Here is a 21,726-nt window from a genome sequence, read left to right as displayed (position 1 = left end):
GTCTGGGGGCGCAGCCCGCCAGGGGCGGCGGGGTCAAGCACGGGTCCGCCAGACAGCTCAGGGCGACGGCAAAATTCCGGTGCGGCGCCGCGGGCATTGGCACTCCGCTTGACCGAGTGCTAATCGCAGTCATAGTCTCAGACCTGGCACTCCCCCCTGGAGAGTGCCAATAGCGACGGGCAGGTCCGGCACCCGCGACGACGGATCGACCTGGTCGCCACCTCAGACAGTTAACCCCGTGAGATCTCCGAAGGGGGAGGTCGGATCGTGACGACCGCCAGCTCCAAGGTTGCCATCAAGCCGCTCGAAGACCGCATTGTGGTCCAGGCGCTCGAAGCCGAGCAGACCACGGCCTCTGGCCTGGTCATTCCGGACACCGCGAAGGAGAAGCCCCAGGAGGGCGTCGTCCTCGCCGTGGGCCCGGGTCGCTTCGAGAACGGCGAGCGCCTGCCGCTCGACGTCCAGACCGGCGACATCGTGCTGTACAGCAAGTACGGCGGCACCGAAGTGAAGTACCAGGGCGAGGAGTACCTCGTCCTCTCGGCCCGCGACGTGCTCGCGGTCATCGAGAAGTAGTTCACCCGGTACCACCCGGATGTACTGAGCTTCACCGATACACCCAGTTTTGCAGTGAGCTGCGCCCCTGGCCCCCGCGACCTTATGAAGCCGGGCGTCAGGGGCGTAGTTCGTTTCACCCACGTTTTCCGAGAGGGCTGAACCGCTCCCATGGCGAAGATCCTGAAGTTCGACGAGGACGCCCGTCGCGCCCTTGAGCGCGGCGTCAACAAGCTTGCCGACACGGTGAAGGTGACGATCGGCCCCAAGGGCCGCAACGTCGTCATCGACAAGAAGTTCGGCGCCCCCACCATCACCAACGACGGTGTCACCATCGCCCGCGAGGTCGAGCTGGAGGACCCGTACGAGAACCTCGGTGCCCAGCTGGTGAAGGAGGTGGCGACCAAGACCAACGACATCGCGGGTGACGGCACCACCACCGCCACCGTGCTCGCCCAGGCGCTCGTGCGCGAGGGCCTGCGCAACGTCGCCGCGGGTGCCTCCCCGGCCGCCCTGAAGAAGGGCATCGACGCCGCCGTCAAGGCCGTCTCCGACGAGCTGCTCGCCACCGCGCGGCCCATCGACGACAAGGCCGACATCGCCGCCGTAGCCGGGCTGTCCGCGCAGGACAGCCAGGTCGGCGAGCTCATCGCCGAGGCGATGGACAAGGTCGGCAAGGACGGTGTCATCACCGTCGAGGAGTCCAACACCTTCGGTCTGGAGCTGGACTTCACCGAGGGCATGGCCTTCGACAAGGGCTACCTGTCGCCGTACTTCGTGACGGACCAGGAGCGCATGGAAGCGGTCCTCGAAGACCCGTACATCCTCATCCACCAGGGCAAGATCAGCTCCATCCAGGACCTGCTGCCGCTGCTGGAGAAGGTCATCCAGGCCAACGCCTCCAAGCCGCTGCTGATCATCGCCGAGGACGTCGAGGGCGAGGCCCTGTCGACCCTGGTCGTGAACAAGATCCGCGGCACGTTCAACGCGGTCGCGGTCAAGGCCCCCGGCTTCGGCGACCGCCGCAAGGCGATGCTCGGCGACCTCGCCACCCTCACCGGCGGTCAGGTCATCGCCGAGGAGGTCGGCCTCAAGCTCGACCAGGTCGGCCTGGACGTGCTGGGCTCCGCCCGCCGCGTGACGGTCACCAAGGACGACACGACCGTCGTCGACGGTGCCGGTGACTCCTCCGAGGTCGTGGGCCGCGTCAACCAGATCAAGGCCGAGATCGAGAACACGGACTCCGACTGGGACCGCGAGAAGCTCCAGGAGCGCCTCGCGAAGCTGGCCGGCGGCGTGTGCGTGATCAAGGTCGGTGCCGCCACCGAGGTGGAGCTGAAGGAGAAGAAGCACCGTCTGGAGGACGCCATCTCCGCGACCCGCGCCGCGGTCGAGGAGGGCATCGTCTCCGGTGGTGGCTCCGCTCTGGTGCACGCCGCCAAGGTCCTGGAGGGCAACCTCGACAAGACCGGCGACGAGGCCACCGGTGTCGCGGTCGTGCGCCGCGCGGTCGTCGAGCCGCTGCGCTGGATCGCCGAGAACGCCGGCCTGGAGGGCTACGTCATCACCTCCAAGGTCGCCGAGCTCGAAAAGGGCCAGGGCTTCAACGCCGCGACCGGCGAGTACGGCGACCTGGTCAAGGCCGGCGTCATCGACCCGGTCAAGGTCACCCGCTCCGCCCTGGAGAACGCCGCCTCCATCGCCTCCCTGCTCCTCACGACCGAGACCCTGGTCGTCGAGAAGAAGGAAGAGGAGGAGCCGGCCGCCGGTGGTCACAGCCACGGCCACTCCCACTGAGTCACCCCGCACGAAGAAGCCCCCGTTCCGGTGCGGAACGGGGGCTTCTCCCTTCGCGGGCGGTCCTGTTGCCGGGGTCCTGCCCCGACGCGCTCAGCGCTCCAGCGCGTCCAGCGCCCCCAGCTGAGCCATCAGCCCCAGCCGGTCGTACTGCCACCAGCCCTCGGCGATCTTCCCGTCGTCCCGGCACCGGAAGGTGGTCGTCCCGGTCATCACGACCTTCTTGCCGCTGGCCGGAATCCCCATGAAGTCACCGGTGTGGGTGGCGTTCCAGGTCCAACGGGTGGCCACCCGGTCGCCCTGGGAGATCTGGTCCTCGACCGTGAACGCCATGTCGAAGCCGCCGCGCCACGTCCCGACCTCGGCCCGCAGCTGGTCCATCCCCACGGTGTCCTGCTCGTTCGAGGGATCGTGGTCGTGATAGTTCTCGGCGACCAGACCGTCCAGCGGCGGCAGTTCGCCCGGCACGGCGACCGTCTCGAAGAACCGTCGTACGGTGGCCGCGTACAGCGCCTCGTCCCGCACCACGTCCAGGTCCGTGAACGTCGGCGTCTCGTCGCACAGGGCGACCATCTCCCGGAAGATCCGGTCGGTCTCCGGCAGTTTCGAGTTCCGCATCGCCTCCTCGTACGAGGGGAACTCCACGATCTCCACGAAGTGGGAGGCGTCGGAACGATCCTTGCCGATCACGCTGTGGGCGGCGGTCCGCTTCCCTTTGGTCTGCTCGACCCAGGTGTCCATCAGCCGGTTCATCTCGTCGAACCGACTGGTCTTGCAGTCGATGAGCTGTACGAACGTCATGACACCGCCTCCGGCCCCCCTGGGTCCGGTAGATGTGCCCATTGTCCCACCGGAGCGGCGGCGTCACCCCGTCACTGGGGGCCGTACTTCCGCCCGGTCCTGGACGTGACACCGCCCAGCACCGCCCGCGGAGTCACCTTCACCAGACCCATCAGCGCCTTGTAGCGCGGGTCCGGGATCGACAGCGACTTGCCGCGTGACAGATCCGCGAGCGCCGCCGCGACCAGCTTGTCCGCGTCCAGCCACATCCAGTTCGGGATGTTGTCCGTGCCCATCCCGGCCCGCTCGTGGAACTCGGTCCGCACGAAGCCGGGCGCCAGCGCCATCAGCCGTACGCCGCTGCCGGCCAGGTCCTTGGCCGCGCCCTGCGTGAACTGCACGACCCACGCCTTCGACGCGCCGTACGTCCCGCGCGGTACGAAGGCCGCCACAGACGCCACGTTGACGACCCCGCCGCGCCCGCGCTCCCGCATCGCCTCGGTCGCCGCGCTGGTCAGCCGCAGCACCGCCTCGCAGTGCACCTTGAGCATCTTCAGCTCGTCGGCCATCGGTACGTCGAGATAGCGGCCCTTGTTGCCGAAGCCCGCGTTGTTGACCAGCAGGTCGACGGGGTTCTTGCGGTCGGCGAGGCGGGCGGCCACCGTGTCGATGCCCTGGTCCGTGGCCAGGTCGGCGGTCAGCACCTCCGCCTCGATGCCGTGCCGGTCGTGCAGTTCGGTCGCCTGCTCCCCGAGCCGCTCGGTGTTCCGCGCCACCAGCACGAGGTTGTGTCCGTCCGCCGCGAGCCGCCGCGCGAACGCGGCACCGATCCCCGCGGTCGATCCCGTAATCAATGCCGTTGTCATGGCGCAAGATTAGTGACCCGGAGCAAGCCGGTCCGATCTCTGCACAGGCCCTCCCGATCCGTGACGAACACGTGTCGAACAACGTGTCGAACGGGCCGTGACGGCAGGTCAGCCCGGGTACTCCGCGACATATTTCCGGGCCTGCGCCAGTGACTCCGGATGCAGCGCCTCGCCCGCCGGAAGGAGCCGCGGCAGCAGCTCCCGCTCGGTCGTCACGGCACGGAACTGCAGGGCCACCGTCACGTCGTGGCCGGGCCGGTGCACGATCTCGATCGCGTCGCCCGCCCGTATCTCACCGGGCTCGATCACCCGCAGATAGGCCCCCGGCGCACCCTTGGCGGTGAACCGTTTCACCCACCCCCGCTCGCCCAGATGGTCCTGGAAGGTACGGCACGGGATACGCCCGCAGGTGACCTCCAGGACCACCTCGGGACCGATCCGCCAGCGCTCGCCGATCCGCGCGCCGGACACGTCGAGCCCCAGGGTCGTCAGGTTCTCCCCGAACGAACCGTTGGCCAGTGGGCGCCCCAACTCCCGCTCCCAGTCGTCGAGATCCTCACGCGCGACCGCGTACACCGCCTGGTCGTCGCCCCCGTGGTGCCGCCGGTGACACACCGCGTCCCCGGCCAGCCCGCTCCCGGCGACGCCCTTCGGCCCGGGCGCGCTCACCCGCACGGGCGCGTCGGTCGGCCGCTTGTCGATGCCGGTCACCCCGTCGGGCTGGTCCGTGTACGGCACGGCCGTGGCCCGGCCCAGATTCAGCGAGAGAAGCTTCATGACGGCACGGTAGACGAGAGCGCCCCAAAGGTGCGGCGCATTATTCGTCGCCGTACCCAAGAGGACCTTATGCTCGGTGCATGATCGAGGCCCGTCATCTCCGTGTGCTGCGCGCCGTCGCCGCCACCGGCTCCTTCTCGGCGGCCGGGCGTGAACTGGGCTGCACCCAGCCCGCCGTCAGCCAGCAGATGAAGGCCCTGGAGACCTCGGTCGGCACCCCGCTGCTGATCCGCACCGGCCGTGAGATGCGTCTGACCCAGGCGGGGGAGGCCCTGGTCCGGCACGGCGCCGGCATCCTCGCCGGCCTGACGGCGGCCGAGGAGGAGGTCGCCGCGATCGCGGGCCTGCGCGCGGGCCGGGTCCGCCTGGTCTCCTTCCCCAGCGGCAGCTCGACGCTCGTCCCCACCGCACTGGCCGCCCTGCGCGCCGCGCACCCCGGCACCCGCGTCTCCCTGGAGGAGGCCGAGCCGCCGAACTCCGTCGACCTCCTCCGGGAGGGCGACTGCGACATCGCACTCGCCTTCCGCTACGAGACGGCGGCGGGCGCCGAGGACTGGTCCGACCTGGTGGTACGACCGTTGCTCCGTGACCGCCTGGTCGCCCTGGTCCCGGAAAAACACCGGCACGCGCGCGCGGGGTCGGTCGCCATCGGCGAACTCGCCGACGACCCCTGGATCGCCGGCTGCCCGCGCTGCCGGGGCCAGTTGGTCGAGGTCTGCGAGAGGGCCGGCTTCACCCCGCGCATCGACTTCGCGACCGACGACTATCCGGCGGTCGTCGGCCTGGTGAGCGCGGGCCTGGGCGTCGCCGTCCTTCCCCAGCTCGCCATCGAGTCCGTACGGCCCAGGGGAGCGCGGACGGTGACGCTGGAACCGGCGGTGCGGCGGGAGATCGTCGCGCTGACGCTGCCCGACCTGGCGCGGGTGCCGGCGGTGGCGGCGACCCTGGACCAGCTGGCGCGGGCGGCCCGCGAAAAATAGGCCCGCGAAAAATAGTGGGGCACGCGTGCGCGTGCCCCTGGTGGAGAGCTGAGCGTGCCCCTGGTGGGGAGCTAGTTGGAGAAACGTTCCTTCAGTTGTTCGAAGCCATGTCCCCGGCGGCCGAAGCCGACACCAGCCGGTTGCGGGCACGCCCCATGAGCTCTTCGCGCTCGTCCTCGGTCAGGCCGCCCCAGACGCCGTACGGCTCGCGCACCGCCAGCGCGTGCGCCGCGCACTGTGCGCGGACCGGGCACCTCATGCAGACCTCTTTGGCCGAGTTCTCACGAGCGCTTCGTGCCGCACCGCGCTCGCCCTCGGGATGAAAGAAGAGCGAGCTGTCGACCCCTCGGCAGGCAGCCAGGAGCTGCCAGTCCCACAGGTCCGCGTTCGGTCCGGGAAGGCGGGAGAAATCTGCCATTGCGTGACCCCTTGTAGCCGTTATGGGCGGATACGGTGTCCACGACCGTACAACTACGATCTAAGGAGATGAAAATATGACTCATTGCGAATCTAGCCTCAGACACCAGCAAAAGGGAAGAAATAGGGCTGAATGGGGCACCGGTTGTGATGAAAGCTTGTGGGTCGGCCGCGCACGTCTCCACCGTGTCCGCACCCTCACGTAGAGTGCCGAAGATGGCACACGGCCCCGTAACTCTTTCGAGTGACCGTCGTTGAGAGTGCGAGGCGGTTGAAAACACAAGCGCTCGGACAGGCGTCCGAGACGGTCGACCGCACAGGTGACGATTTCGTACCAGCCTGGAGGCTCAAGGTGACGCGCATCAGTTGCGGAGGGCGGCCATGACATCCGTCCTCGTCTGTGACGACTCCCCGCTTGCCCGAGAGGCGCTCCGCCGCGCGGTCGCGACCGTGCCCGGTGTCGAGCGCGTGACGACGGCGGCCAACGGCGAGGAAGTCCTCCGCCGCTGGGGTGCCGACCGCTCGGACCTCATCCTGATGGACGTACGCATGCCCGGACTCGGCGGTGTCGAGACCGTGCGGCGGCTGCTGTCCGCCGACCCGGGCGCACGCATCATCATGCTCACCGTCGCCGAAGACCTGGACGGCGTGGCCCTCGCGGTCGCGGCCGGCGCCCGCGGCTATCTGCACAAGGACGCCTCGCGCGCCGAACTGCGGGCCACGGTCACCCAGGCCCTCGCCGACCCGACCTGGCGACTGGCCCCGCGCCGGCTGCGGTCCGCCGAGATGGGCGCCGCACCGACGCTCACCGCGCGCGAGATCCAGGTCCTCGAAGGGATGAGCCACGGCCGCTCCAACGCGGAGATCGGCCGTGAGCTGTTCCTCTCCGAGGACACCGTCAAAACACACGCACGGCGGCTCTTCAAGAAACTCGGCGCCTCGGACCGGGCACACGCCGTGGCGCTCGGTTTCCGGTGGGGTCTGGTCCGTTAGGACCAGGTCAGTGGGTCGTAGCGGGGATACGAGAATCCCCGCCCGCCACCGGGTGGGCGGGGACGGTGAAGGGGCCCGCCGGGCACCCGCTGCTCGTTTCGCCGCGGATGCCGCATCCTTGAGGTGTGGAGTTCCTCGGGGACGAGTCGGTCGAGCGGGAGGGGAGGGCGCAGGAGATGACTTCCGGCGCACCTGCTCATAACGCTTCGGTGCACAACAACGGACGCGGTGCCACGGACCCTTCGGCCGCAAGGCACCATGGACCGATGCGTGACGACGAGGCGGCCAGGGCCCCAGGGGCGATTGGTGGACTCGTCCTTCGCGCGGTCGACGGAGACGAGCAGGCGACCCACGATCTGCTCGCCCACGTCCACCCACTGGCCCTGCGCTACTGCCGCACCCGGCTGTCCCGACTCCCGGGCGACGCACGGCACTTCGTGGAGGACCTCGCCCAGGAGGTCTGCGTCGCCGTCCTCCTCGCCCTGCCCCGCTACAAGGACACCGGCCGCCCCTTCGAGGCCTTCGTCTTCGCCATCGCCGCCCACAAGGTCGCCGACCTCCAGCGCGCCGCGATGCGCCACCCCGGCTCCACGGCCGTCCCCTCCGACGAGATGCCGGAGCGCCCGGACGACTCGCTGGGCCCCGAGGAGCGCGCCCTGCTCAGCAGCGACGCCGAATGGGCCAAGAAACTCCTGGCCAACCTGCCGGAGAACCAGCGAGAACTGCTCCTGCTGCGCATCGCCGTCGGCCTCACCGCCGAGGAGACCGGCCAGATGTTGGGAATGTCACCCGGCGCGGTCCGGGTCGCCCAGCACCGGGCACTGAGCCGACTGCGGGCACTGGCCGAGCAGTAGGGCCTTCCGTAGCAGCGCCTTCGCTCGCGGTGCCTTCCTTGAACAGCTGGCCGACCGATCACGTACGAACATACGAAGCCCGGAGTCGGTCACAGCCGTGGAATCGTGGAATTCGGGGCCCCTGCTTCCCGTTAGCATGGACATCCGCACCGATCAAGGCCATTTGGGGAAGGTGTCATGACTGCCAACGTCGACGGAGTGCCCGCCAAATTCGCGACACTAGGGCTGACCTACGACGACGTGCTGCTGCTGCCGGGCGCGTCCGACGTGCTCCCGAACGCGGTCGACACCTCGTCCCGCATCTCGCGCAACGTCCGGGTCAACATCCCGCTGCTCTCCGCGGCGATGGACAAGGTGACCGAGTCGCGGATGGCGATCGCGATGGCCCGCCAGGGCGGTGTCGGTGTCCTGCACCGCAACCTCTCGGTCGAGGACCAGGTCAACCAGGTCGACCTCGTGAAGCGCTCCGAGTCCGGCATGGTCACCGACCCGATCACCGTGCACCCGGACGCCACGCTCGGCGAGGCCGACGCGCTGTGCGCCAAGTTCCGCATCAGTGGCGTCCCGGTGACCGACGGCAACGGCAAGCTGCTCGGCATCGTCACCAACCGCGACATGGCCTTCGAGACCGACCGCTCCCGTCAGGTGCGCGAGGTCATGACCCCGATGCCGCTGGTCACGGGCAAGGTCGGCATCTCCGGCGCCGACGCCATGCAGCTGCTGCGCCGCCACAAGATCGAGAAGCTGCCCCTCGTCGACGAGGCCGGCATCCTCAAGGGCCTCATCACGGTCAAGGACTTCGTCAAGGCCGAGCAGTACCCGAACGCCGCCAAGGACGCCGAGGGCCGCCTCATCGTCGGCGCCGCCGTCGGCGCCAGCCCCGAGGCCCTTGAGCGCGCCCAGGCCCTGGCCGAGGCCGGTGTGGACTTCCTGGTCGTCGACACCTCGCACGGCCACAACAGCAACGCCCTCAACTGGATGGCGAAGATCAAGTCGAGCGTCGGCGTCGACGTGATCGGCGGCAACGTAGCCACCCGCGACGGCGCCCAGGCCCTGATCGACGCCGGTGTCGACGGCATCAAGGTCGGCGTCGGTCCCGGCTCGATCTGTACGACCCGTGTCGTCGCCGGGATCGGCGTCCCGCAGGTCACCGCCATCTACGAAGCCTCCCTCGCCGCCCGCGCGGCCGGCGTTCCGCTCATCGGCGACGGCGGCCTGCAGTACTCCGGCGACATCGGCAAGGCGCTCGCCGCCGGCGCCGACACGGTGATGCTGGGCAGCCTCCTCGCGGGCTGCGAGGAGTCGCCGGGCGAGCTGCAGTTCATCAACGGCAAGCAGTTCAAGTCGTACCGCGGCATGGGCTCGCTCGGCGCGATGCAGTCCCGCGGCCAGGGCCGGTCGTACTCGAAGGACCGCTACTTCCAGGCCGAGGTCGCCTCCGACGACAAGCTCGTGCCCGAGGGCATCGAGGGCCAGGTGCCCTACCGCGGCCCGCTGGCCAACGTGCTGCACCAGCTCGTCGGCGGGCTGCGCCAGACCATGGGCTATGTGGGCGCGGCCACCATCGGGGAGATGGAGACCAAGGGCCGCTTCGTCCGGATCACGTCGGCGGGCCTCAAGGAGAGCCACCCGCACGACATCCAGATGACGGTCGAGGCACCGAACTACAGCCGCAGCAAGTAGTCGGCAGGCTTCCTCAAGGGCGGCTCCGGACACACCGGGGCCGCCCTTGTCGTGCTCGTCGGCGATACTGGAAGACGCTGAGACGCAGAAGGAAAGGCCACACACGTGACTGAGATCGAGATCGGGCGCGGCAAGCGCGGCCGCCGGGCGTACGCCTTCGACGACATCGCCGTCGTCCCCAGCCGCCGTACGCGGGACCCGAAGGAGGTCTCGATCGCCTGGCAGATCGACGCCTACCGCTTCGAACTGCCCTTCCTGGCCGCCCCCATGGACTCGGTCGTCTCCCCGGCCACCGCGATCCGCATCGGCGAGCTCGGCGGCCTCGGCGTGCTGAACCTCGAAGGCCTCTGGACACGGTACGAGGACCCGCAGCCGCTCCTCGACGAGATCACCGAGCTGGACGTGGACGCCGCGACCCGCCGCCTCCAGGAGATCTACGCCGCTCCCATCAAGGAGGAGCTGATCGGGCAGCGCATCAAGGAGGTGCGCGACTCGGGCGTGGTCACCGCCGCCGCGCTCTCCCCGCAGCGCACGGCCCAGTTCTCCAAGGCCGTCGTCGACGCGGGCGTGGACATCTTCGTCATCCGCGGTACGACGGTTTCCGCGGAGCACGTGTCGGGTTCGCACGAGCCGCTGAACCTGAAGCAGTTCATCTACGAGCTGGACGTCCCGGTGATCGTCGGTGGCTGCGCCACGTACACCGCGGCCCTGCACCTGATGCGCACCGGCGCGGCGGGCGTCCTCGTCGGCTTCGGCGGCGGCGCGGCGCACACCACGCGCAACGTCCTGGGCATCCAGGTCCCGATGGCCACCGCTGTCGCCGACGTCGCCGCCGCCCGCCGCGACTACATGGACGAGTCCGGCGGCCGGTACGTGCACGTCATCGCCGACGGCGGCGTCGGCTGGTCCGGCGACCTCCCCAAGGCGATCGCCTGCGGCGCGGACGCGGTCATGATGGGCTCCCCGCTCGCCCGCGCGACGGACGCGCCGGGCAAGGGCCACCACTGGGGCATGGAGGCGGTGAACGAGGAACTCCCGCGCGGCAAGAAGGTCGACCTCGGCACGGTCGGCACGATCGAGGAGATCCTCACCGGCCCGTCCCACATCCCCGACGGCTCGATGAACATCTTCGGGGCGCTGCGGCGCGCGATGGCGACGACCGGGTACAGCGAGCTGAAGGAGTTCCAGCGGGTCGAGGTCACGGTGGCCGACTCGCAGCACAAGCGGTAGGCGGTAGGCGGTTCTACGACGCTTCGAAGGGCCCGGGCCTGAGTGGTCCGGGCCCTTTCGTGTGCCCAAGTGGGGGTGGTGGGGCGCGTGTTGGGACTGGAGGGCGCACGGTTGCGTTCGGGGTGATTGTGAGCCGTTTGGCCGTGTCGGGCGGCTAGTGTCCTTGATCGGCGGCCCTGTTCTTTTGGGTCGCCCCCTTCCAGGGACATGGTTCCGGACCCGGGCTCTCGGGGCCCGGCCCGAGTTCCGACGAGCCGCCTACCGGGCCAATGGGTGGCGTCGCGGAAGGGGGCGCACCCATGGGTCGTCACCGCAAGCCCACCCGCTGGGACCGGATCCGTCTTCGGATGGTGAAGCAACGGAGGAGGTGGATCTTGTGGATTCACGGCGGAAAGTGAGCGGCCACCCCCACAAGAACTAGGGGTGGACACTCCGTTCACTTTTCAGGAGCTCACCGCAGGGCCTACTGCGGTGGGCTCCACCTTGTTGGTGGAAGGTCAGCGGCCACCCCCTATATGAACTAGGGGTGGATACTCCGTTCACTTTTCAAGAGCCAACCGCAGTAGCCCGCTACGGCCGGTTCCACCTGTTTCTTACGGTACCGGCGCCGCGAGTCGCACGCCACCAGCCCCCGACGCACACTCCGCCTCAAGCGCCCCCCTGCACACCCCGCGCGCCGGGGTCAGAGCGCCGCCTTCTTGGTGCCGGAGAACGCGGCGAACGCCGCGATGGCGAAGAAGACGAAGGTGAGCGGGTCGGCGTCGGCCTTCCAGGCTTCCTGGACCACGTCGAAGTGGTCGAAGAACACCTTGCTGAAGTTCACGCCGAGTTCGTCCGCGCCGATCATCGCCTCGCCGACCAGCTGGCCGAGGTACACCGCGCCCAGGGCCAGCACGGCGCTGACCACGGGAAGCGCGGGGTTGCGCCCGCCGAGCCTGCCCGCCGCGAGGCCGATCACGAAGCCGACGCCGACCGCCGCCCAGCCGATCTCGTGCTTGGTGGTGCCGATGACGACACCGTAGATGCCGGCGGCGACCAGGGCCGCGGCGACGGCGGTCACCAGGCCGAGCACCATGGTGTTCCGCTGGGGAGCGGGCGGGGCGTACGGAGCCGGGGGCGGCGGTACGGCACCGGGCTGCTGGGCGTACGGGTTGCCGTCGACCGGCTGCGGCTGCGCGGGCGCCTGCGGCTGGGCCTCCGGTTGTGGCTGCGGTGGCGTGACTGACTCGCTCATGACAGAAATCCCCCCACGGGATGCGAAGACAGGAAAAGTGAAGCGGAGTCGCGTGCGCGCAGATATGCGACAGCTGTGCGACGAGTGTGGGGAGATTAGCAGGTCGACGTGACCCTGTGACCAGTCGTTTTCGTGCTCAGAGCCGGTGTGCCGCGCCCGTCGGTGTCGCCCCGCGCGTGTCCAGCAGCAACTGGGCTTTCACGGACAGGCCTTGGAGGTCGTACGTCCGGTGCTGCTGGAGCAGGATCGTCAGGTCGGCGTCGGCCGCCGCCTCGTAGAGGGAGTCCGCGCGGGGGACCGGGCGGTCCAGGACGCTCCAGGACGGGATGTGGGGGTCGTGGTAGCTGACGGAGGCGCCGAGTTCCATGAGGCGGATCGCGATCTCCTGGGCGGGGGTGCCCTGTTGGTCGGCGAGGTCGGCTTTATAGGTGACGCCGAGCAGCAACACCCGTGCTCCGCGCGCGGACTTGCCGTGCTCGTTGAGGAGCGTGGCGGCGCGCTGGATGACGTAGCGGGGCATCTGGTTGTTGACCTGCTGGGCGAGTTCGACCATGCGGAGGGGGCGGGGGCCGTGGCCGGTCAGGTCCTGGGGTACCGCGTGGCCGCCTACGCCGGGGCCGGGGCGGAAGGCCTGGTAGCCGAACGGCTTGGTCTCGGCGCAGCGGATGACATCCCAGAGGTCGACGCCCAAGTCGTGGCACAGGACGGCCATTTCGTTGACGAGGGCGATGTTGACGTGCCGGAAGTTGGTCTCCAGTAGCTGCACGGTTTCCGCTTCGCGCAGGCCACGCGCGCGTACCACCTTGTCGGTGAGGCGGCCGTAGAAGGCGGCGGCCGACTCGGTGCAGGCCGGGGTGAGGCCGCCGATCACCTTGGGGGTGTTGGCCGGGGTGAAGTCGCGGTTGCCGGGGTCGATGCGGCTGGGGGAGTAGGCGAGGTGGAAGTCGCGGCCCGCCCGGAGACCTGATCCCTCTTCGAGGAGGGGGCGCAGGAAGTTCTCGGTGGTGCCGGGGTGCACCGGTGACTCCAGGATCACCGTGGTGTGCGGGCGCAGGTGGGCCGCGAGGGCGCGGGCGGCCGTCTCCACCTGGCTGAGGTCGAGGCCGCCGTCGGCGTCCCGGGGGGTCGGCGCGCAGATCACAGCGGTGCGTACGCGGCCGAGCTCGGCGGGGTTGGTGGCCGGCCGGAAGCCCCCCGAGAGCATCCGGCGCAGTTCGGCGGGGCTGAGGGAGCCGGCCTCAGGACCGGTCTTGAAGCCGACCGTGGCGATACCGGCGGCGACAGCGGCCTGGGCCAGGGGCAGGCCGAGAGGACCGAGTCCGATGACGGCGAGATCTGCGGGCATGGCGTGGGCCGTCCTTCCCAATAACCGAAGCGGGACAGGTGCGCAAGCCCTGTGGACAGAACGAGCGAGCGCAATGTCAGACTAGGAGTAAATATGACCGTTATGCGGGATTGGACGGCTGTGTTTTTCGGCAGTCCTGTGATTGTTGTCCACAGGCTGGGGGCGAGTGGTGGCTGAAGTCGGGCAACCCGGTCAGAATTTGGGCAGGAGGGATACGAACCGGGCTTCGCCGAACGGGTGCGGCCGGCGCTACCGATAGCGGGAGGCAGCGGTGAGGACAGCGACACTGGGTCCGGCGCAGCGAGCCGAGGCACTGGCGGGAATGGCCGAGCGCGAACTGGATGTGCTCGTGGTGGGCGGAGGCGTGGTCGGCGCGGGCACCGCTCTCGACGCGGTGACGCGCGGCCTGTCCACGGGACTGGTCGAGGCGCGCGACTGGGCGTCCGGCACATCGAGCAGGTCGAGCAAGCTCATCCACGGAGGTCTGCGCTATCTGGAGATGCTCGACTTCGCCCTCGTCCGCGAGGCGCTCAAGGAGCGCGGACTGCTGCTGGAGCGGCTGGCCCCGCACCTGGTGAAGCCCGTGGCGTTCCTGTACCCGCTCCAGCACAAGGGCTGGGAGCGCCTGTACGCCGGCTCGGGCGTCGCGCTCTACGACGCGATGTCCATGGCCCGCGCCCATGGCCGGGGCCTGCCCACCCACCGCCACCTGAGCCGCCGTCACGCCCTGCGCGTGGCGCCCGCCTTGAAGAAGGACGCCCTGGTCGGCGCCCTTCAGTACTACGACGCGCAGATGGACGACGCCCGCTATGTGGCCACCCTGGTGCGCACGGCCTCGTCGTACGGCGCGAAAGTCGCCAACCGCGCGCGGGTGACCGGTTTCCTGCGCGAGGGTGAGCGCGTGGTCGGCGCCCGGGTGCAGGACGTCGAGGCGGGCGGGGAGTACGAGATCCGCGCCAAGCAGATCGTGAACGCCACGGGCGTGTGGACCGACGACACCCAGGCGATGGTCGGCGAGCGCGGCCAGTTCCACGTGCGGGCCTCCAAGGGCATCCACCTGGTCGTCCCCAAGGACCGCATCAACTCCTCCAGCGGGCTGATCCTGCGCACCGAGAAGTCCGTGCTGTTCGTGATCCCGTGGGGCCGGCACTGGATCGTCGGCACCACCGACACCGACTGGGACCTCGACAAGGCCCACCCCGCCGCGTCCAGCGCCGACATCGACTACCTGCTGGAGCACGTGAACTCGGTGCTCGCGGTGCCGCTGACCAGAGACGACGTCCAGGGTGTGTACGCGGGACTGCGCCCGTTGCTGGCCGGTGAGTCGGATGCCACGAGCAAGCTGTCGCGCGAGCACACGGTCGCGCATCCGGTTCCGGGGCTCGTCGTCGTGGCGGGCGGCAAGTACACGACGTACCGGGTGATGGCCAAGGACGCCGTGGACGAGGCGGTGCACGGGCTCGACATGCGGGTCGCCGAGTGCGTCACCGAGGACGTGCCGCTGCTCGGCGCGGAGGGATACCGGGCGCTGTGGAACGCGCGGGCACGGATCGCCTCCAAGACCGGCATCCATGTGGTGCGCGTGGAGCATCTGCTGAACCGTTTCGGGTCGATGGCGGAGGAGGTCCTCGACCTCATCGCCAAGGACCCCACGCTCGGCGAACCCCTCCAGGCCGCCGACGACTACCTGCGCGCCGAGGTCGTCTACGCCGCCTCGCACGAGGGCGCCAGGCACCTCGACGACGTCCTCACCCGCCGCACCCGCATCTCGATCGAGACCTTCGACCGGGGCACGCGCAGCGCCCGTGAGGCGGCCGAGTTGATGGCACCGGTGCTCGGCTGGGACAAGGACCAGATCGAGCGCGAGGTCGAGCACTACGAGAAGCGGGTGGAGGCCGAGCGGGAGTCGCAACGCCAGCCCGACGACCTGACGGCGGACGCGGCGCGGTTGGGGGCGCCGGACATCGCGCCGCTGTAGGGACCCGGGGTGCGGTCGGAGTCGCCCGAGGTTCGCCGCAGTCACCGTCGGCTTCACTCGAACGAGTGTCGCGAACTGGGATCTTTGTCCGGAACCCGGCCGTTCTACGAGGTGCGGGGGCAGAACTCGGCGGCGAGCAGGGCCGGTTCGAGACCGGGGTCCGCTATCTCGCTCGTGTTCACACGGAAGGTGAGGACACGACGGCCGTCGACGGTGGCTGCGGTGCGCACGTAGCTGCCGGAGATACGGCCGTTGTGCCCCCACACCGTGATGCCGCACGGAAGCTTCACCGGGAACAGGCCCATGCCGTACGAGCCGTGTGCGGTACGGGTGTCGAGCATCTCGCGCAGCCAGTGCGGGGGCAGTAGTGCGCCGCCGAGCAGGGCCGAGTAGAAGCGGTCCAGGTCGGTGAGCGTGGTCACCAGCTCGCCCGAGGCGCCAGCCACCCGCGGGTCGAGATCGGTGACGTCGGAGCCGTCGGTGGCGTAGGCGCGGCCGTGCGGCGAGGGAAGAGTGGTGCGGGAGCCCGGGAAGGAGGTGCCCGTCAGACGCAGCGGAGCGATGATGCGGCGCTCGGCCTCGGTGGCGTACGAGTTGCCGGTGACCTGTCGGATCACCAGGCCGAGCAGGACGTAGTTGGTGTTCGAGTAGGAGAAGCGGCCTCGATCGGCCGGAGGGTGGGTGAGTGCCATACGGACGGCCTGAGTTGGGGAGACGGGGACCGTGCCCCCGGTGACCGCGGTGAAGTCGTACAGGCCGCTGGTGTGGGTGAGCAGGGAACGGAGGGTCAGCGCGCGCCCGTCGTTGCCCGCTCCGTGTACCAGACCGGGCAGGTGCCGCTCCACCGTGTCGGACAGGGACAGCCGGTGTTCGGCGGCCAGTTGGAGGATCACCGTCGCGATGAAGGTCTTCGTGATGCTGCCGGCGCGGAAGTGGTCGGCACGGCTGATGCCTGTTCCGGCCTGTGCGTACTTGGTCGTACCGAGTGCGTAGTCGGACTCGGCCTGGGCGATGTCCGTCCCGGCCCGTGTGTCATCGGTTCCGGCCTGTGGGTCGCCCGTCCCGGTCCGCGGGTGGTCCGTCCCGGTCGGTGCGGTGTCAACGCCCTTGCTGTCGTGGGCCAGTAGGGCCGCGGCGGGCGCCCTGCCCCGGGTGACGAGCAGTCTGACCAGGGCGTTCGTGTCCGGTGCCGGGTGGGCCTGGGAGGCGGCCGTGGACAGGCAGAGGAGCGCCAGGGACACCGGAAGGGCGAGCAGTGTCCGAGGTGTGGGCATCGTGATCCTCCGTTCTCACCGGTCATCCTGCCCGGCTTGGCTGTGTGACCTGCGGCGGATATGCGACCGGATGTGCCGCCGGTGCTCGGGGAGAGGCCCCCTGGGCGTTGGGCACTTGTTCGGTGGGGGACAATGGAGGCTCTGTCAGGGCGGGTTGCATGAGGGGACGCATGTCGGAGGCGGAGCGGGCGGGGACATCCCGTCAGGACAAGAGCGAACGTCTCCTCGCCGGGCGGTACCGGTTGGGAGCAGTGCTCGGCCGCGGAGGCATGGGCACGGTGTGGCGTGCCGAGGACGAAACCCTGGGCCGGACGGTCGCCGTCAAAGAGCTGCGGTTCCCGTCCAGCATCGACGAGGACGAGAAACGCCGGCTGATCACGCGGACGTTGCGCGAGGCCAAGGCCATCGCACGGATCCGCAACACCAGCGCGGTGACGGTCTACGACGTCGTCGACGAGGACGACCGGCCGTGGATCGTCATGGAGTTGGTCGAGGGCAAGTCGCTGGCCGAGGCCATCCGGGAGGACGGCCTGCTGGAGCCGCGCCGCGCGGCGGAGGTCGGGCTCGCGATACTCGACGTCCTGCGGTCCGCGCACCGCGAGGGCATCCTGCACCGCGACGTGAAGCCGTCGAACGTGCTGATCGCCGAGGACGGCCGGGTCGTGCTCACCGACTTCGGTATCGCGCAGGTCGAGGGCGACCCGTCGATCACCTCCACCGGCATGCTCGTCGGCGCGCCCTCCTACATCTCGCCGGAGCGGGCCCGCGGGCACAAGCCGGGTCCGGCGGCCGACCTGTGGTCGCTCGGCGGGTTGCTGTACGCGGCGGTCGAGGGCGCACCGCCGTACGACAAGGGTTCCGCGATCGCCACGCTCACCGCGGTGATGACGGAGCCGTTGGAGGAGCCGAAGAACGCCGGGCCGCTGAAGGACGTCATCTACGGCCTGCTGAACAAGGACCCGGCCCAGCGTCTCGACGACGCGGGTGCCCGGGCGATGCTCAACGCGGTGATCCACGCGCCCGAGCCGAAGGCCGAGCCGGAGCCGGCGGACGCGACGAGGGTGGTTCCGTTGCCCGCGCAGCCGGGGCCCGCGGAGTCCGGCGGCAAGAAGAGCGGTGGCGGGAGCGGGAGTTCGGGTCCCTCGGCGGGGGCCGAGCGGTTGCGTGGGGCGTTGCGGTCCATGCGGAAGGCCGCGGGGGGTTCCGCGGGGGCCGGAGCGGCCACGACTTCGGCGGCCGCGGGTTCAGGTGCGACTGCGGGTTCTGCCACGAGTCCCGGTGCGGGTGCGAGTCCGGCTACGGGTTCGGGTTCTGGTGCGGCTTCAACTCCCGTTGCTGGTAAGCCGGGCGGCTCGGGTGCGGGCGCGGGCTCGCGTGCCGGCGCGGCTGCTGCCGCCGGGGCTGGTTCGGCCGGCGTTGCCGGTACCTCGGGCAAGAGCGGCTCCGGTGCCGCTGGGAGCGCCGGCTCCGGTGGGGCGAAGAGCGCGGCTGCCGACGGGAGTTCAGGGTCTGCCGCTGCCGGGCCTCGGACGCCCGGGGTGCCTTCGGCTCGGTCGGGAGGCGCTTCTGGTCCGGCGAACCGTTCCGGGACGGTGGCCGGTGCGGGAACTGCGGCCGGCGTCGGTACCGACGCCACGGCCGGTTCCGGAACTGCGGCCGGCTCGGCGGCGAAGGGCGGTGCGTCGGACTCGGGTACGCGTGACTCGGGCGCACGTGACCCCGGTACGCGTGATCTCGGTGTGCAGTCGTCCGGGCTGCGGGAGACGGGCCTGCGGGACTCCGGTACCCGGGACTCCGGTACTCGCGCCCTGGGCGCCGCGACGCACGAGTCGAGTACTCGGTCGGCCAACTCGGGTTCGGGCGGGCGGAGTTCAGGGTGGCCCGTGATGACGCCGCCGGATCTGCCGCCGCGGCCGGTGCCGAGGGCGCCGCTCACGGACGTGGTGCCGAAGCGGACGTTGGTGATCATCGCGGTCGTCATCGTCCTCGCGGTGATCGGTGTCGTGCTGGCGTTCACGCTCGGTGGCGATGACGACGGCTCCAAGGGGTCGAAGCACACCAGCGGTGCCAAGGCGGACAGCAGTGTCAGCGCGAGCGCGAGTGCGAGCCCCGACACCAAGAAGGACAGCGGCGACACCGGGAGCACGGGCGGTGCGCAGACCGACTCAACGGCGACGGCATCGGCCTCGGGGAGTACGGCGAGTTCCGGTACGGGCGCGTCCGGCGGGAGCGGTGACGAGGCGGACGGCTCCTCGGGCGGCGCCGCGGTCGTGAAGACGTACAAGGGCAGCCAGGGTTTCTCGATAGGCCTGCCCGCCGGGTGGTCGTACCAGTCGACCGACTCCGCCGGAGTCCGGCTGACCGGCCCCGACGGGCAGAAGCTGCTGATCGCCTGGACCGGTACGCCGAAGAACAATCCGGTGGCGGACTGGCAGAACCAGGAGCAGTACATGACGCGCTCCGGGTACACGCGGATCCGAATAGAGAAGGTGGACTACCGGAGCTGGAACACGGCTGACTGGGAGTTCACCTATGAGGACGGTGGGACGAAGTACCGCACCATCGACCGCGGGTTCGTCGTCAACAGTCATCTCGGATACGCGCTCATGTACACCGCGAAGGCGGCCGACTGGGGTACTGAGCTTCGTAAGGACACCTGGACGACCCTGACGAAGACGTTCGAACCGAAGTCGTGAGGCGGGTGGGTCCGGGTTTGGCGCGCCAGATCCGTCAACCCCTCTTTGTGGGTTGCCTCCGGCACGTATCGTGAGTGGTTGAGGACCGTACGCATCCAGGTATGTGGGCGGAACGGGCCGCAAGGCGAACGGAATTGACCAACCGGGCGGCCGGGGGAGGCAACGTGGACGACTATGCGGGTCGGGTGCTCGCCGACCGCTACCGCCTGCCGCTGCCGCCCTCCGACGAGTACGAACTCACCGAGACCCGGGCCTTCGACACCTACAGCGGGCAGGAAGTCCTGGTGCGCCAGGTGCCGTTGCCGGAGGTCGTCGAGGCGGAGGTGCTCGGCGAGGACGGGCTGCCCGACGGGTTCACGGCGCGCGACCGCGGGGCGCGGCGGCCGGCCGCGGCGCGGACCGCGACGCGGCGGCCCTCCGATCCTGCGGTACGGCGCGCGGTCGAGGCCGCGCAGGCCGCGGCGCGGATCCCCGACCATCCCCGGCTGGACCAGGTCTTCGACGTGTTCGCCGAGGGCGGTTCGCTGTGGATCGTGAGCGAACTGGTGTCCGCCCAGCCGCTCGCCGCGCTGCTCGCCGAGAAGCCGTTGTCGCCGTACCGGGCGGCCGAGGTCGCCTCCGACGTGCTGATGGCGCTGCGGGTCCTGCACGCGCACGGCTGGGTCCACCGCAACATCACCGCGCGCACGGTGCTCGTCTGCGACGACGGCCGCGTCATGCTGACCGGCCTCGCGGTGGGCGCGGCCGAGGAGGCACTGTGCGGCTACGACCCGGTGCCGCCCCAGGACGGCGAGGACAGCGGAGGCGGTGGCGGAGCGGCACCGGTACCGGCGAGTTTCAGGGCCCAGGCCGGCTCCGTGCCGCGCGCGGGTTCTACGGCCCCGGGCGGCTCCCTCCCTCCGGCAGGCTCGACGGCGTCGGCCGTTCCCAGGGCTTCCGGCGGTTCTACGGTCCCTGCGGTCCCCGGTAACTCCCGTGGCGGCGGCGCGATCGGCTTCGGCGGCGCGGGTGGCGGAACCGGCGCGGGTACGGCCGCCGTAGGCCCCGGTGCGGTGGACCCCGAGGCCGCCCGGCGGGCCGCGATCGAGGCGCGGGCCGCCGGAGGGCTGCCCGGAGTCGGCGCGGAGGGCGGTGGCGCGACCGCGTCCTCCGCCGCGCCGGCCCGCCGTGACGCGGAAGTCGGCGGTGACGTCCGGGCCGCGCGGGCCGGGGCGATCGCCGCGTACCGCGCGGGCGCGCGAGCCGCCGCCCGGGTCCAGGACACCCAGCAGCGCCCGGCACTCCCCGGTGCCCGGCCCGCGGTCGAGGGCGAGCACGGCACCGCCCAGGCCAACGGTTCGGCCCAACTGCCGTACTCCGGCGGCAAAGGTGTGGAGCAGCACCCGGCCGGCACCACACCCCCGGGCCAGATAGCCGACCCCTACGGCGTCCGCAACACCGCCTGGCACGGCGCAACACCGCGCCCCGGCACCGGCGGCCCGGCCCCGGCCACGCAGGGCGACCGACCGTACCCTCCGCAGGACGGCGACGCCGGTGCACCGCCCCCCGGGGGAACAGGCACGTTCCCCGGCGTGACCGCTCCGCCCCGCGAGGGAGAGCCCCGCCTCTACGGCGCGGGCCCCTCGGCGCACGGCCCGGACGCTTCGGCCTACGGCACCCGTCCCTACGATGCGGACGCGTCGGCGCGCGAGGGAGAGTCCCGTCCCTATGGCGCGGGCGCCTCGGCGCACGGCCCGGACGCTTCGGTCTACGGCACCCGTCCCTACGATGCGGACGCGCCGGCGCGCGAGGGAGAGGCCCGCTCCTATGGCGCGGGCGCCTCGGCGTACGGCCCGGACGCTCCGGTCTACGGCACCCGTCCCTACGATGCGGACGCGTCGGCGCGCGCGGGGGAGTCCCGTCCCTATGGCGCGGGCGACTCTGCGTTCGGCCCGGGTGCCCCGGCCCACGGTGCCGATGCCCGCCCCCACGGCGCTGACCCCTCGGCCAACGGCCGCGACGCCGGTCCCCACGGCACGGATGCGTCGGCCTACGGCGCGGACACTGCGGCCTACGGCCCGGAGGCCCCGCCCTACGGCGGAGACACCCGTTCCTACGGCGCGAATGCCCCGGCCCGTGGTGGCGTCCCCCGCTCTCAGGGCGCGGATCCTTCTGCCCACGGCGCTGACCCCTCGGCCTACGCTGGAGAGGCCCGTCCCTACGGCGCGAATGCCCCGGCTCACGGGACCGACCCCCGCCCCCACGGCGCGGACCCCGCGCCCTACGGC

17 protein-coding genes are annotated in these 21,726 nt (G+C 70.6%); 10 read left to right on the top strand and 7 right to left on the bottom strand.

Annotated elements, in window-relative coordinates; translation table 11 throughout:
• The first annotated feature begins 267 nt into the window (after positions 1-267).
• Together groES and groL are read left to right on the top strand one after the other, a co-directional pair.
• Complete coding sequence (gene groES / locus AC31A1_RS22020) at positions 268-576, top strand: co-chaperone GroES (protein ID WP_019055579.1); 309 nt, start codon at positions 268-270, stop codon at positions 574-576.
• A 150-nt stretch (positions 577-726) separates the two neighbouring features.
• Positions 727-2,352, top strand: coding sequence for a chaperonin GroEL (groL, locus tag AC31A1_RS22015; RefSeq protein ID WP_489654949.1), 1,626 nt, complete (start codon positions 727-729; stop codon positions 2,350-2,352).
• 93 nt (positions 2,353-2,445) lie between these two features.
• Here the strand turns inward: groL and AC31A1_RS22010 are convergent, their stop codons facing one another.
• From AC31A1_RS22010 to AC31A1_RS22000, 3 genes are all read right to left on the bottom strand, one after another.
• Positions 2,446-3,153, bottom strand: a complete 708-nt coding sequence (locus AC31A1_RS22010; RefSeq protein WP_489654948.1) for an ester cyclase — start codon at positions 3,151-3,153, stop codon at positions 2,446-2,448.
• A 71-nt stretch (positions 3,154-3,224) separates the two neighbouring features.
• Positions 3,225-3,998: an SDR family NAD(P)-dependent oxidoreductase gene (locus tag AC31A1_RS22005; RefSeq protein ID WP_489654947.1), complete on the bottom strand. Its 774-nt coding sequence runs from the start codon at positions 3,996-3,998 to the stop codon at positions 3,225-3,227.
• A gap of 108 nt (positions 3,999-4,106) precedes the next feature.
• Positions 4,107-4,775, bottom strand: a complete 669-nt coding sequence (locus tag AC31A1_RS22000; protein WP_489654946.1) for an MOSC domain-containing protein — start codon at positions 4,773-4,775, stop codon at positions 4,107-4,109.
• 80 nt (positions 4,776-4,855) lie between these two features.
• On the opposite strand from AC31A1_RS22000, the gene AC31A1_RS21995 reads away from it, so the two are divergent.
• On the top strand, positions 4,856-5,755 hold the full coding sequence (locus tag AC31A1_RS21995; RefSeq protein ID WP_489654945.1) for a LysR family transcriptional regulator: 900 nt from the start codon (positions 4,856-4,858) through the stop codon (positions 5,753-5,755).
• 91 nt (positions 5,756-5,846) lie between these two features.
• Here AC31A1_RS21995 and AC31A1_RS21990 read toward each other — a convergent pair whose 3' ends face one another.
• Complete coding sequence (locus AC31A1_RS21990; protein ID WP_019055584.1) at positions 5,847-6,173, bottom strand: WhiB family transcriptional regulator; 327 nt, start codon at positions 6,171-6,173, stop codon at positions 5,847-5,849.
• Positions 6,174-6,553: 380 nt separating this feature from the next.
• On the opposite strand from AC31A1_RS21990, the gene AC31A1_RS21985 reads away from it, so the two are divergent.
• From AC31A1_RS21985 to AC31A1_RS21970, 4 genes are all read left to right on the top strand, one after another.
• Positions 6,554-7,165: a response regulator transcription factor gene (locus AC31A1_RS21985; RefSeq protein ID WP_003948568.1), complete on the top strand. Its 612-nt coding sequence runs from the start codon at positions 6,554-6,556 to the stop codon at positions 7,163-7,165.
• A gap of 266 nt (positions 7,166-7,431) precedes the next feature.
• The gene (locus AC31A1_RS21980) at positions 7,432-8,019 is read left to right on the top strand and encodes a sigma-70 family RNA polymerase sigma factor (protein WP_328680015.1); all 588 of its coding nucleotides are present in this window, start codon (positions 7,432-7,434) and stop codon (positions 8,017-8,019) included.
• Between the two features lie 177 nt (positions 8,020-8,196).
• Entirely contained in the window at positions 8,197-9,702 is a 1,506-nt protein-coding gene (guaB, locus tag AC31A1_RS21975; RefSeq protein ID WP_393759758.1) for an IMP dehydrogenase, read from the top strand.
• Positions 9,703-9,807: 105 nt separating this feature from the next.
• On the top strand, positions 9,808-10,932 hold the full coding sequence (locus AC31A1_RS21970; RefSeq protein WP_033280066.1) for a GuaB3 family IMP dehydrogenase-related protein: 1,125 nt from the start codon (positions 9,808-9,810) through the stop codon (positions 10,930-10,932).
• Positions 10,933-11,614: 682 nt separating this feature from the next.
• Here the strand turns inward: AC31A1_RS21970 and AC31A1_RS21965 are convergent.
• Positions 11,615-12,166: a hypothetical protein gene (locus AC31A1_RS21965; protein ID WP_489654944.1), complete on the bottom strand. Its 552-nt coding sequence runs from the start codon at positions 12,164-12,166 to the stop codon at positions 11,615-11,617.
• Between the two features lie 136 nt (positions 12,167-12,302).
• Positions 12,303-13,511, bottom strand: coding sequence for a nucleotide sugar dehydrogenase (locus AC31A1_RS21960; RefSeq protein ID WP_366489219.1), 1,209 nt, complete (start codon positions 13,509-13,511; stop codon positions 12,303-12,305).
• A gap of 271 nt (positions 13,512-13,782) precedes the next feature.
• Here AC31A1_RS21960 and AC31A1_RS21955 point away from each other — a divergent pair, with 271 nt between their 5' ends.
• Complete coding sequence (locus AC31A1_RS21955; protein WP_489654943.1) at positions 13,783-15,489, top strand: glycerol-3-phosphate dehydrogenase/oxidase; 1,707 nt, start codon at positions 13,783-13,785, stop codon at positions 15,487-15,489.
• Positions 15,490-15,593: 104 nt separating this feature from the next.
• Here the strand turns inward: AC31A1_RS21955 and AC31A1_RS21950 are convergent, their stop codons facing one another.
• Positions 15,594-16,763, bottom strand: a complete 1,170-nt coding sequence (locus tag AC31A1_RS21950) for a serine hydrolase domain-containing protein (protein ID WP_489654942.1) — start codon at positions 16,761-16,763, stop codon at positions 15,594-15,596.
• A 170-nt stretch (positions 16,764-16,933) separates the two neighbouring features.
• Between AC31A1_RS21950 and AC31A1_RS21945 the strand changes: the two genes are divergently transcribed.
• Entirely contained in the window at positions 16,934-19,459 is a 2,526-nt protein-coding gene (locus AC31A1_RS21945) for a serine/threonine-protein kinase (RefSeq protein ID WP_489654950.1), read from the top strand.
• A gap of 164 nt (positions 19,460-19,623) precedes the next feature.
• A partial coding sequence (locus AC31A1_RS21940) for a protein kinase (RefSeq protein ID WP_489654941.1) occupies positions 19,624-21,726 on the top strand: 2,103 nt, incomplete at its 3' end.

This window comes from Streptomyces sp. P5F9 (assembly GCF_057961495.1).
The sequence above is the reverse complement of the archived record's forward strand: the minus strand, read 5'-3'. Positions and strand labels throughout refer to the sequence as shown.